We start from the raw sequence: 13460 nt of genomic DNA, 5'->3' as shown, positions 1-13460 counted from the left end.
GCTCCTGTTCTTCGTCAGATAGCCCGCTATCTTCCTCATCACAGAAGCAAAAATGCCTCAAAAACTCATCCCAAATCATCGCACGATAAATTCAAAACAGCTTCTAAAATGAATATCCGCAAAATGCCAGCAGATAAAAGAAATTAGAAGGAGTTATGCCTTCGGCAGGAGTTAAAGGACAATAGTATTGGCTTCTAACTCCTTTTAACTCACTCAAATAACTCCTTCTAACTCCTTATTGGTAAAATACGAACATTCATAAAAAACCGCCCATCAATTCGTTGCGGTTTTTCCCGATGCAATGAACTTGCCGGGCGTCATGCCGAACTGTTTCTGAAAGCACTTACTGAAATACGATGGATTGCTGAAACCTACCATGTAACTCACTTCGCTGATGTGGTATTTGTTTTCTTGCAACAACAATGCCGCCTTTTTCAGTCGTACCAATTGAATCATCTCATTGGGTGTAACGTTTGCCAGCGCTTTTATTTTCGCGAACAAGCCCGAACGGCTGATGCCTAACTTTTCGGCAAGAAAATCGACCGACAAATCGGGGTTGTCGAAATTGTTTTCTATCAGTTGGTTCATCCTGGTCAGAAACTCTTCGTCTGCCTGGTTGCCCGCTATCGTGCTGATGGGCACTACCGGCATCTGCGAGAATTTCTGCTGTAATTGGCTGCGCAAGTCCATCAGGTTTTTCACGCAGGCTTCCAGGTATTGCATGGAAAACGGTTTCTCGATATACGCGTCCGCGCCGCAATTCATGCCTGCAATCTTCGAAGCGTTATCGGTTTTTGCCGTCAGCAGGATAAAAGGAATGTGACTGGTCAGCCGGTCTTCACGCACCCGGCGGCACAATTCGATACCATCCACGTTGGGCATCATCCAGTCGCTGATGATAAGCGAAACTTCTTGTTCTTTCAGTCGTTGTAATGCTTCTGCGCCATCGGCTGCGGTAATCACTACATAAGCGGTGCCGAAGCTGTCTGCCAAAAAACTTGACATGTCTTCGTTGTCTTCCGCTATCAAGACGACAGGCAGCTTCTTATTCGCCAAACCGGCAGGCTGCGCCTGCAGAATGCCTTCGGGCACTTCCGGGACTTCTCCGGCAGTTTCTATGGAGTCGGTTTTCTCTTGCCGCACCGGCAGTGTAACACGGAAAGACGAACCTTTGTTTTCTTCCGACAGTACATCGATGCGTCCGTGGTGGGCTTCCACGATGCCCTTTACGATGCTCAGCCCGATGCCCGTGCCCGGCTTGTTGTCGTGCGCCTGGTAGAAGGGACGGAAGATGTGTTGCAGTTCTTTGGGATTCATGCCTTTCCCGTTGTCGGTTACGGTCAGGGTAAACGTATGCTTTTGCGCGGCAAATTCCATCTTCACCTGGTCGCGGGTGTACTTGTTGGCGTTGGTCATCAGGTTGCTCAGCACTTTGGTGACCGCCTCGCGGTCTACATCGGCACGGAAGTCTTCGGGCGGATAGACCTCTGTCAGCGTAATGCCCCGTTGTTCCAGCGAAGGCTGGAAGCGCTCACACACGGCTTGCATCAGTTCTTTGATGTTCTGCGGCGCAAAACGCATTTTCATTTCGTTTTGTTCCACTTTGCGGAAATCCAGCAACTGATTTACCAGATAGAGTAAACGCTGGCTATTACGATCGATGATATTCAAGTCGTTGCGCACTTCCGATGGCAGATTTTGCGTAGACTGCATCACCTTTTCCAACGGTCCGATGATGAGCGACACAGGCGTACGGATTTCGTGTGCAATCATGGTGAAAAATGAAATCTTGGCTTCGTGCATTTCTTTTTCCTTCCGCACATTCAGTTCATCAATTGCCTGCGCATGTCTTTTTTCGCCGCGGCGTACGATGTAGCGTATCAATACGGCCAGCGCGAGCACGGACAGGACGATGTAGGCAGCCTTGAACGGGATAGACAGGTAAAAAGGAGGATGGATGACAATACGCAAAGCGGTGCCTTCTTCGTTCCACACCTTGTCATTATTCGAAGCTTTCACCCGAAACGTATAAGTCCCTGCAGGAAGGTTGGTGTACGTGGCATTGTGCTGTGACCCGACGTAGTTCCAGTCTTTATCAAAGCCTTCCAACATGTAGGCATACTGGTTTTTCTCTGGAGTGCAATAACTCAATGCCGCGTATTTCAAGGTGATGACATTATCGGTGTACGGCAGATGCAGTTCTTCTAATTCGCCGATAGCAGCGGGTAGTATGCCTCCGTTTTCGGTAGCGATAGGTTTGTTGAATATTTCCAGTCCGGTCAGCACTACGGCAGGAGCTTGTATGTTCGATTTCAGGCGGTGCGGATGAAAACGGTTGAACCCGTTGATGCTCCCGATATAAATTTCACCGCTTTTCGACATTTGCACTGAAGCGGGCAGGAAGGATTCGTTCTGCAGCCCATCGCTGCGGGTAAACACTTGTGTCCGTCCGTTTTCCGGATGATATTTTACCAGTCCTTTCGCCGTCGTGAGCCACAAATGCTCGTCACTTTCCGCTATAGCGTTGATGCATTCGTTCGGAATGCGCAAAACTTGTCTGCCGAACCGGTCTTCTTTCTCCTGATACAGGCAAAGCCCTTCGCCCGTGGCTGCCCATAGCCTGTCTTTCCGGTCGATGTACAACTGATTGACAATCTGGCTGGCAATGCCTTCCGCCTTGCCGTAAGCCTTCCATTCTTTTTGTTCCGGCTGGTAGCGGTACAGCCCGTCACCCTGTGTGGCAATCCACAGGTAACCTTTCGCGTCTTCTTTCATATCGATTACGGTGGCTTTTACCTGTTCGATGCGTATCAGCCTGTCCTTGGGGCGGTCGTAGCGACATACCGAAGTCATGGAGCCGGTCCATATCTGCCCCCTTCTGTCCTTGAATACGGTATAGATGCTCATTCCTTCCGGTTCCTGATCCTGATAGTCTTTTATCGTTCCGGTTTTCCGGTTCAGGAGACGGATGTTTTTCCCGTACGTGCCTATCCACAGGTTATCGCCATCTATACATAACGCGTGTACGTTGTCGTTGGCAAACGCCGTTCTGCCAGGAAAGTCTTCAAACCTGCGGCGGATGGGGTCGAAACGACTTAATCCTCCATCGTCCGAGGCCACCCATACCTTACCGTCCTCGTCTTCGCAAAAGCGACTGATGATGGTGCCTGTGAACAGACCATTCCCATTTGCGTCCGAATACCCTTCAAACTGTCCGCTGTAAGGCGGCAAGTAATTGATGCCGTTATAGAAGGTGCCTATCCAGATACCTCCCTCCCGGTCTTTCAGGATAGGATAGATAAACCGGTCGGAAAGCGCTTTGGTTTCTTCGCCATAATAAGCATACACCGCACTGCACCCGGTAATCCGATCAATCAGTGCCAGACCGTTATCCGATCCTGCCAATAATACATTGGACGAGTATTCGCCGATGGCATGGATGTGCGAAATGCCTTTGTCGCCATGCGGTTCCATATAACGTTCCACCGCTCCCGTCTGTGGATTGATTTTCCATATACCCTCTGTCCACGTACCTGCCCAGAGGTTTCCTACTGCATCTTCCCACATAGCCATTGAATAGAACGAGTCGGGATTGTCTTGCAACGGAAAGGCGGTAAATTGATTCTTCTGCTTATCGAACCTGTACAGCCTTGCCCAAGTAGATGCCCACAGTTCTCCCTTTTTGTCGCACAACAGGTAGAAAATGTTTCCGTCATCCTCCCGCATGGGGTAATGAGCCAGTTGTTTTCCGTTGGCATACCGGAAAACCCCTTGCGAACGGGTAGCTATCCAGACGTTACCTTGTGGGTCGCAGACGATTTTAGTAACCCAACTCCGGATGGGGCTAAGGCTATCTGCCGCCACCGGACGGAAAGGAATGATTCGCTCCGGCTTCCGCTCGAAAATATATACGCCACAATCGGTGCCCAACCACAGACTGTCTCCCCTCTCGCAAAGACAAGAAATGGTATTAGTAAGAAATTCTGGTGAAGAAGAGCTTTCTTTCTGATAAAACGTAAACTCGATTCCATCGAAACGATTCAGTCCGTTGTCTGTACCTATCCAGATGTATCCTTCGGCATCCTGTAAAATATCGTAAACAGTATTCGATGACATTCCGTTTTCTATGTTGTAGTGTCTGAACTGGAACAGGGAAGGCAGTGCATCGGCAGCCGCTCCGAATAAACAGACATTGCATAACATCCACAGACAGAATAGTTTCTTTATATTCATGGAATTAATGATTTTCGAATAACGGCGCAATTTACGGAAAATAATTTAAAAGAATGTCATCTGTCTTGATTTTTATTTTTTGGGATTATTTGTTCATTTCATTTCAGATACACCGTGATTTTTCCGCTCAGCTGGAGGAGAGAGATTTCACACATTTTGGTGTCATACTCGGCAGAGAGGATGCGTTCTTCGGCATCGAGCAGGCTTTGTTGTGCCTCACGCATTTCGATACCGGACAGATTTCCCAAGAGATAACGCTCTTTGGCTATCTCGTGGTTCTCTTTGGCGGCTATCAGGTTCTGGCGTTCCAGATGCAGCAGGCGGAGGTTGTTACGGTATGCCTGCCACAGGTTGCTCAAGTCGGCACGCAAGGCTTGCTCTACCTGCTCGCGTTCCAGCTGGGCGTTGCGGATGGCAAGGCTGGCATTGCGCTTTTCGCGCCGGCGGTTTCCGTCGAAGATATTGAAACCGATGGTGATGCCTCCGCTAAATCCCCAATTGTTGCGCTGGCGCGTGGCGTTCACATCGTATTTATTAAAGGTATAGCCATATCCCGCATTCAGGCGCAGGTAGGGATAGTTGCGCGAGAGGACTTTCTTGTAGTCCAATTGAGCCAAGACGGTATTTTGGTCGGCATGCAAGAGATTGGCATTGGTGCTTAACGTGGCATTCCAAAGCTCGTCGAAATCAAGGATGCGGTTCAGGTCGATGACCGAATCACGCACCCGGATGGGACGGTCTACATCCTTATTCGCCATCAGTTCGTTCAAGTTGATGCGCGAGGTGTGCACCAGTTCCTGCTGCTTCATGTACTGGGCACTGTCGGCATTGAAGTCTACCGTTGCCTGTTGGAAATCGAGGCGCGAGAAATTACCGATGTGGTACCGCTCTTCTACAATGCGCAAACGTTCCTTCGAGAGCGAAACGGCATAGCGGAAGTTCTTCAGGCGGATTTCCTGCTGGATGTAGTTGTAATACTCGGCGGTGAGCGTAGCGATGAAATCCTCAATCGCAATCCGGGTATTGGTAGCTCCCTGACGTTCCAGTTCCTGCAATTGCTTGTAAGTGGTAGAGATATTAAAGCCGTCGAAGATAGTCCAGTTCAAGTCGATGCCTGCATCGAGGGTATGGTCGAGCACATTGCGTTCGGCTACCGTACTCCCGTCGGCACGCAATTTCGAATCGGAACTGTTCAAGTCGCCGGTATATCCTGCGGTAAAATCTACCGTAGGCAGATAACCCGCATTGCCCAACGTGGCGTTGTTCTTGCTGATTTGCTCTTCGTTGCGCGAGATGCGGAGCGAATAGTTGTTCAGCAATCCTTCTTCCAGGCATTGCTTCAAGGTATATTCATATTGTGCCTGAAGGGGAAAAGCGGCAAAAACGGCTATTATCAAGATAAGAATCTGCTTCATACGTTCTTGGTTTTGTTTCGGTTAGTGGATATGTACGAATAAATGGCGGGCACGATGAACATGGTTAGGAATGTCGATACCAGCATACCCCCCACTACTGCCGTTCCCATAGCAATGCGCTGGTTGGCACCTTCGCCCGTGGCAAACGCCAAAGGAATAAGTCCCAATACCGTAGCCGCACTGGTCATCAGGATGGGGCGCAGGCGCTGGAGGGCAGCATCGCGGATGGCTTGCATCTTGTCCTCGCCTGCCTCCTGTTTCTGGTTGGCAAACTCCACAATCAGAATGCCGTTCTTCGCCACCAGTCCGATGAGCATGATGATGCCAATCTGGCTGAAGATGTTCATCGTGATATCTCCGAAATACATGAATATCAGTGCACCGGCAATGGCAAGGGGCACGGTAAGCATGATGATGAGCGGGTCTTTAAAGCTTTCGAACTGCGCTGCGAGGATGAGGTAAATCAACGCCAACGCCAGGATGAAGGCAAACATCAGGCTCGACGAGCTTTCCCGATAGTCTTTCGAGTCGCCCGAAAGTGCCGTACGGAAGGTTTCATCCAAGGTTTCGGCGGCTATCTTATCCATCTCGTCCAATCCCTGGCCGATGGTCTTTCCTTCGGCAAGACCCGCCGATACCGTAGCGGAGATAAAACGGTTGTAGTGATAAAGTTTGGGCGGGGTGATTGACTCGACAAATTCCACAAGATTGTCCAGCTGAATCATTTCGCCTTTATCGCTCCGGATATAGATGGAGCGGATATTGGCAGGCTGGTTGCGCTGCTGGCGGTTGATTTGCCCCAATATCTCGTATTGCTTGCCGTTCATGTAGAAATACCCCATGCGCTGGCCGCTCAATCCGTACTGGAGGGTTTCGGCAATATCGCGCACGCTCACACCCATCGTTCCTGCCTTGTCGCGGTTGATGTTGACCTGCATTTCGGGGCTGCTGAACTTCAGGTCGACATCCGCCATCTGGAAAGTCGGGTTATCATACACCTTATTTAAGAAAGCAGGCAATACTTTTTCCAGCTTGTCGATGCTTACCGCCTGAAGCACGTATTGCACGGGCATGCTGCTCCGCCGTCCGCCGAAAGAAGACTGCTGCTGGACAAAGGCGCGTGCCTTAGTCTTGGTCTTGATGGCTTGCGAAAGCTGCTCCGCCACCTCCATCTGACTGTAGTCGCGTTCGTTGATGTCCTTCAGCGTAATCTGGATGTTTCCGCTTCCGCTCGATACCCGGGCTGTGACCGCCTCGGCATCGGGTATGAGGGAATCCACCAGCAGGTTGATGTCTTCAGTATAGTCTCGGATATATTCGTAGCTCGCCCCCTCGGCGCCACGGGTGTTAATTGTGATTTTCGAACGGTCTTCCAGAGGTGCCATTTCTGCCGGAATATGCGTCCAAAGTACACCGATAAGCACCAATGTGACTGCAGTGAAAATAATAGCCCAATACCTGCGCTTCAAGAATGCGCTCAACCCACGGGCATACCAGTAGTTCATGCCTTCGAAGAATGGTTCGGTCTTGCGGTAGAACCAGCTTTGTCTTTCGCGTTTCTTCAAGAGTTTGGTGGCAAGCATCGGCGTAAAAGTGAGGGCGGCAAAGGCAGAGATGAGCACCGAACCAGCCACCACAAAGCTGAACTCGCGGAACAACCTGCCGCTGGTGCCTTCCATGAACACAATGGGGAGGAACACCGCTACCAGCGTGATGGTGGTAGACACTACGGCAAAGAAGATTTCTTTTGCCCCCTCGATGCCTGCCTCAAAAGGCTCCATACCCCGTTCGATACGGATGTAAATGTTTTCGGTCATCACGATGGCATCGTCTACCACCAGTCCTACCGAAAGCACCACCGCCAGCATGGTCAATACATTGATGGAGAACCCCGCCACGTACATGATAAAGAAGGCACCGATGAGCGAGACCGGAATCACGATAATCGGTATCAGCGTGACGCGCCAGTCGCGCAAGAACAGGAAGATGATGACGATAACCAAGAAGAAAGCCTCGTAAACGGTACTCTCCACTTCGGCAATGGAGGCACGGATAAAGCGGGTATTGTCGAATCCATACGTGTAAGACACATCGTCGGGAAGGTCTTTTTCCATCTGTTCCATACGTTCGTACACGGCATCGGCTATCTCGATATGGTTGGCTCCGGGCTGAGGGATGACCACCACGCCCACCATCGGCACACCGTTCATCTTCATGTAACTCTTTATGTCGGCAGCACCCAGTTCGGCATACCCGATATCGCTCAGTCGGATGACTTGTCCGCCTACCTCCTTAATTACGACATTGTTGAACTCGTCGGCGGTATGCATTTGTCCCATGGTGCGCAAGGTCAGTTCTACGGTATTTCCTTCGATGCTTCCCGAGGGAAGTTCTACGTTCTCGTTGTCCATCGCATTCTTCACGTCAACTGGAGTCACACCATAGCCTGCCATCTTTACGGGGTCGAGCCACAAGCGCATCGAATAGCGTTTTTCGCCCCATATCGACACGCTGCTCACATCGGATATGGTCTGAAGCTGCTCTTTTACGGTCAGGTCGGCTATCTCGCTCAATTCTAAAAGCGAACGGTTATTGCTCTGGATAGCCACCATCAGGATGGGGCTGGCATCGGCATCGGCTTTCGATACCGTAGGCGGGTCGCAATCGCGAGGCAAGTAACGTTGGGCACGCGAAACCTTGTCGCGTACATCGTTTGCCGCCGTTTCCAAATCGACCGATAATTCAAACTCCACGGTGATGCGGCTTTGACCCGTCTGGCTCACACTGGAAAGCGAACGGATGCCGGGGATACCGTTGATGTTCTGTTCCAAAGGCTCGGTTATCTGGTTCTCGATGACATCGGCATTGGCTCCCGAATAACTGCACGTTACGGATATGATGGGATTGTCCACCGAGGGGTATTCGCGTACACCCAAGGTCGTATAGCCTATCAATCCGAAAAGCAAGATAATGATGGTGAGCACGGTGGCAAGCACCGGCCTGCGGATACTGAGTTCGGAAATATTCATAAGGCAGGCACGGTTTTAGTTGATATTATCCAATTTTACAGGCATTCCCGTGCGGAGCTGCAAGGTTCCGGAAGTCAGGATGGTATCTCCAGCCGCTAACCCACGGAGTATCTGCACTTCGGCTTCGGTACGGATGCCTATCTCCACATCGACAGGCATGGCGATTCCCGAGCGGTATACGAAGACCTTGTTCTGCCCCATTTCGGGCACGATGGCTTCGGAAGGGATGGCGATGGCATCCTGTATCTCGCCTTGGCGCAATTCGACATCGGCATAGCGTCCGGGAAGCAGTTCAGCACGGGTATTCGGGTAAATCGCACGTACGGTCAGGGCATGCGTCTCGGGGTCAATGCTCGACTCCAGGGCATATACTTCCGCTTCGAAGGCATCCAGATGCCCCTCTACCTTAAATGATAGCTTCGTACCTTTCCGTATCTTACGTGCATAACGTTCGGGGACGGCAAATTCCACCTTAATCGGTTTTATCTTGGTAAGTTTGGCAATGACGGTTGTAGGCGAAGCGTAGGCACCCATACTGACCTGCCGCAAGCCTATCACTCCATCAAAAGGAGCACGAAGCTCGGTCATGTCAATCGTGGCACGTACGTTTTCGATATCGGCATGAAGGGTGGCAAGCTCGGTTTTCACCTGTTCGTAAGCCTCCTTACTTACAGCATCGCGCTGGAGCAAGGCGTTCTGGCGGAACACGCGGTCTTCGGCAAGCGGCATCTGCGCTTCCAGTCTTTGCAGCTGTGCCTGAAGCTGGCTGTCGTTTACCTTGGCAAGCAATTGCCCCTGGCTCACCATTGTCCCTTCCTGAAAATTGATGTCAACGATTTTTCCTGATGTTTCGAACGAGAGGTCCACTTCCTCATCGGGTATAAGCTTGCCGCTTACAAATAATTTATCGGTCAGTACGTGGGGGCGCACCACCTGCGCGTTCACGTTCAAGATTTGCTTTTTCTCGGCAGGCATTTTCCTGTCCGCCTCATTGAGTTCGGTATTCTCTCGCGGTGTAAACGAATAAATGCCCAATCCGGTCAATCCGGCTATTATCGCCACGATAATCCCCCATTTAATCCATTTGTTCATGTGCCTTTCATGCAAATTTTGGTTTCTACTAATGCTTATGTGATGACAAAAGTAAGAAAACGTTTAAACAAAAACCACTTTTTTTAAAAATATTCACAAAACAAGATGCGATTTGTTCCCTTGTCACGCTAGTGTTCATACTGATTTGCAGTCCGAACAAAGCCTCCAAAACAAAGCCCAAAATACATCTCTCGACAAGCGTCCAAAATGGACGTTTTATGTTTTATATCATAAAATGTAACATACGTGATAAAATATGTAACAAACAAAGAGTCGGATGTATCATAGAGAAAAGTTTTTGAAGCATTTGTGAATACGAAATAGCTAAACTTTCCATATATTTGCATAGGACCAAAACCAATCAAGTATTAATTATGATGAAAACAAATAGGTTGAATATTAAGTTAGGGTTAGTTTTATTACTTTGTCTTTGCTTCGCCGCGATTGGCGAAGCAAAGATCTCTTTGCCTTACTTAATAAACGACGGCATGGTATTGCAACATGGAAAAGCAGTACCTATATGGGGAACCGCTGATGCAGGCGAAAGTGTTACCCTCAAGTTTGCAGGAAAAGAGTATCAAACCACTGCCGGTCCGGATGGAAACTGGAAGATCATGCTTCCTGCCATGAAGGCGGGAGGCCCGTATGACATGCTGATAAACGACATTACCTTACATAATATATTAATAGGTGATGTATTCCTCTGTTCGGGACAATCGAATATGGAGCTGACCGTAGCACGTGTAATGGACATGTTTGCCGATGAAATAAATGCTTACGAAAACACAAACATCCATTATCTGAAGGTTCCATATTGCTACGATTTCAATGAGCCGCAAAAAGACATCAAAAAAGCCGAGTGGCAACCGTTGGACAAAACGCATGTCATGGGATATTCGGCTTTGTGCTATTTCTTTGCCAAGCAACTTTACGAAAAAACAAAGGTACCCGTAGGTATCATCAACTCAAGCTGGGGAGGAACTCCCATCGAAGCCTGGATCAGCGAAGAAGGTTTGCAAGACTTCCCTGTCTACACACACCAAAAAGCAGTATATGAATCGAAAGAACTGATAAACAACATCCAACAGATAGAACAAGCCCGTGGACGTGCCTGGCAAATCGAACTTTACAAAACCGATAAAGGCACTCATGCACAAACTCCGTGGTATGCCGAAAATTACGATGATTCGGCATGGCAAACCGTTGACATGTTTTCACCTCAATGGGCTACCAACGGATGGCGCCCGATAAACGGTGTACACTGGTTCCGTCAGCAGATTGACCTGCCTGCCTCGTGGAACGGAAAAGAAGCTACGTTGCGCCTGGGATGCATTGTGGATGCAGACTCGGTATATGTCAATGGAAAATTCGTAGGAAGCGTTGCCTACCAATATCCTCCACGTATTTACAACATCCCGAAAGGACTTCTGAAAACAGGCAAAAACCAAATAACCATACGCCTGGTGAGCAACGGAGGACTCCCTTCTTTCGTAAAAGACAAACCATATAAGCTGATTTGCGGGACAGAAGAGACCAACCTCTCACAACAATGGAAACACCGCATAGGAACAGAAATGCCTCAGGCTCCTTCGTCTACAGCTTTTCAGAATATGCCCATCGGACTCTATAATGGCATGATTGCCCCTCTGAGAAATTATGTGTTCAAAGGCACTGTATGGTATCAGGGCGAATCAAACACAGGTAAATGGAAAGAATATGCCAGCCTGCTGAAATCGTTGATGAAAGACTGGCGGAAAACCTTCGGAATGCCTGAAATGCCTTTCTACATCATGGAACTTGCCGATTTCATGGCTCCCGACAATCCGGGCAGAAAAGGATGGGCAGCTTTGCAGGCACAACAGGCGAAAGCCGCAGAAGAAGACCCGCACGCCACCCTGATTCCCAATAAAGATACAGGCGAGTGGAATGACATCCATCCGTTGGACAAGAAAACAGGAGGCAAACGACTGGTAGAAGCCGTTACCCAAAGTTTTTAAACCTACCTCACAAAATAAAAGGGAATTGCCCCAAAAACATAAATAAAACCAAGAACCAATTAAAGAATTAAATACATACCATGAACGCACTACAGAATCAAAAAGTCTCCATGGCCGAAAAAATCGGTTACGGATTGGGAGACTGCTCTGCGAACCTTGTGTTCCAGATGATGATGATTTATCAAACAAAGTTTTATACCGACGTATTCGGACTGGAAGGAGCCATTGCCGGAACTGTTATGTTGGTAGCACGCATTGTAGACGCTTTTGTAGACCCTACCGTAGGCATTCTTTCCGACCGTACGCAGACACGTTGGGGAAAATACCGCCCCTGGGTATTGTGGACAGCCATACCTTTTATGGTATTCTATATTCTGGCATTCTACAATCCCGGCATTGAAGACAAAGGGCTGGTGGCATTGTATGCAACCATCTCCTATACGTTATTGATGACGATGTATTCATTCAATAACACCCCCTACTCTTCACTGGGCGGCGTCATGTCGGGCGACATCAAAGAACGTACCAGCATCACTTCCGTACGTTTCATATTCTCAACTATCGGACAGTTTGTGGTTCAAGGACTAACATTGCCCCTGGTCGGCAAATTCTCGGAAGACGGCGATAAAGGACATGGATGGCTATGCACGATTTCCTTATTTGCTGTAGTGGGATTCATCTTCCTTGCCATAGCTGCCTTCTCGGCAAAAGAACGCATTACCCCACCGGCCAATCAAAAGACCAATTTACGCGAAGATATCAAGGATATTTTCGGAAGCATACCTTGGCGTGCAATGTTCGTGTTGACTCTATTTGTCTTCATCACCCTAGCCATGTGGGGAAGCGCTATGAACTACTATTTCGAGCATTACGTCGATGCGGGAGCCCTCTATAACTTCCTCGACCGCATGGGACTGGTATCTGCCGAAGCACAGGATTCAATAGGTTATCATATATTAAATGCATTCGGGCTGATAGTGAGCTCCCCTGACAAAGCCTACGAAGTAGGTTTCGGTGTATTCAACATGCTGGGAGCATTGGTACAATTTTTCGGTGTAATCATTCTTTCCAACTTCCTTGCCAACCGCTTCGGAAAGAAAAATACATTCATTGTATGTCTGACACTGACCGCCATCTTCACGGCAATGTTCTACTTCCCGGCGAAAGAGAACATTGAATTGATGTTCTTCCTGAATTTCTTGAAGAGTCTGGCATACGCCCCCACCGTACCTCTGCTTTGGGCAATGATTGCCGATGTAGCCGACCATTCGGAATACATCCATTACCGCCGTGCCACGGGGTTCACTTTCGCCGGAGTGGTATTTGCCTTAAAAGCCGGCCTGGGTGTAGGAGGTGCCATCCTTGGCTTCCTGCTTTCTGGCTTTGGCTATGTATCGGGAGTCGGAGCTGTACAAAGCGAATCGGCTATCCACGGAATCATTCTCTCGTCCAGCCTGATTCCTGCAGCCACGTTCTTTGTGGGAGTAATTGCCTTGTGCTTCTATCCTATCACCAAACAATATAACGAAAAAATGCAGGCAGAACTCGCCGAACGGAGAAGCAAACAAAATTAAATGACAAAGTATCAGAAGCTGTTTTGAATTTATCGTGCGATGATTTGGGATGAGTTTTTGAGGCATTTTCGCTTCTGTGATGAGGAAGATAGCGGGCTATCTGACGAAGAACAGGAGCGA

General features: G+C 49.0%; 6 protein-coding genes. 2 read left to right on the top strand and 4 right to left on the bottom strand.

The genetic code is table 11. From position 1 onward, the window contains the following. Positions 1-273: 273 nt before the first annotated feature. The 4 genes from B5F78_RS13940 to B5F78_RS13925 all read right to left on the bottom strand — a co-directional run bounded on the left by B5F78_RS13940 (position 274) and on the right by B5F78_RS13925 (position 9769). Positions 274-4233, bottom strand: a complete 3960-nt coding sequence (locus B5F78_RS13940; protein ID WP_087407001.1) for a hybrid sensor histidine kinase/response regulator transcription factor — start codon at positions 4231-4233, stop codon at positions 274-276. Positions 4234-4331: 98 nt separating this feature from the next. Beyond that, positions 4332-5648 carry a TolC family protein gene (locus B5F78_RS13935; RefSeq protein WP_087407000.1) on the bottom strand — a complete coding sequence of 439 codons (1317 nt, stop codon included), beginning with the start codon at positions 5646-5648 and terminating at the stop codon, positions 4332-4334. Next, positions 5645-8677: an efflux RND transporter permease subunit gene (locus B5F78_RS13930; RefSeq protein ID WP_087406999.1), complete on the bottom strand. Its 3033-nt coding sequence runs from the start codon at positions 8675-8677 to the stop codon at positions 5645-5647. Before B5F78_RS13930 ends, B5F78_RS13935 begins: the two co-directional genes overlap by 4 nt. 15 nt (positions 8678-8692) lie before the next feature. Further along, a complete protein-coding gene (locus tag B5F78_RS13925) occupies positions 8693-9769 on the bottom strand; it encodes an efflux RND transporter periplasmic adaptor subunit (protein ID WP_087398332.1) in 1077 nt (358 codons plus the stop codon). Between the two features lie 374 nt (positions 9770-10143). Between B5F78_RS13925 and B5F78_RS13920 the strand changes: the two genes are divergently transcribed. Together B5F78_RS13920 and B5F78_RS13915 are read left to right on the top strand one after the other, a co-directional pair. Further along, entirely contained in the window at positions 10144-11766 is a 1623-nt protein-coding gene (locus tag B5F78_RS13920) for a sialate O-acetylesterase (protein ID WP_087406998.1), read from the top strand. An 80-nt stretch (positions 11767-11846) separates the two neighbouring features. After that, positions 11847-13340 carry an MFS transporter gene (locus tag B5F78_RS13915; protein ID WP_087212428.1) on the top strand — a complete coding sequence of 498 codons (1494 nt, stop codon included), beginning with the start codon at positions 11847-11849 and terminating at the stop codon, positions 13338-13340. The last annotated feature ends 120 nt before the right edge of the window (positions 13341-13460 follow it).

The organism is Bacteroides sp. An279 (assembly GCF_002159615.1).
GTDB classification, from domain to species: domain Bacteria; phylum Bacteroidota; class Bacteroidia; order Bacteroidales; family Bacteroidaceae; genus Phocaeicola; species Phocaeicola intestinalis.
This window is presented reverse-complemented; position numbering and strand designations above follow the sequence as displayed.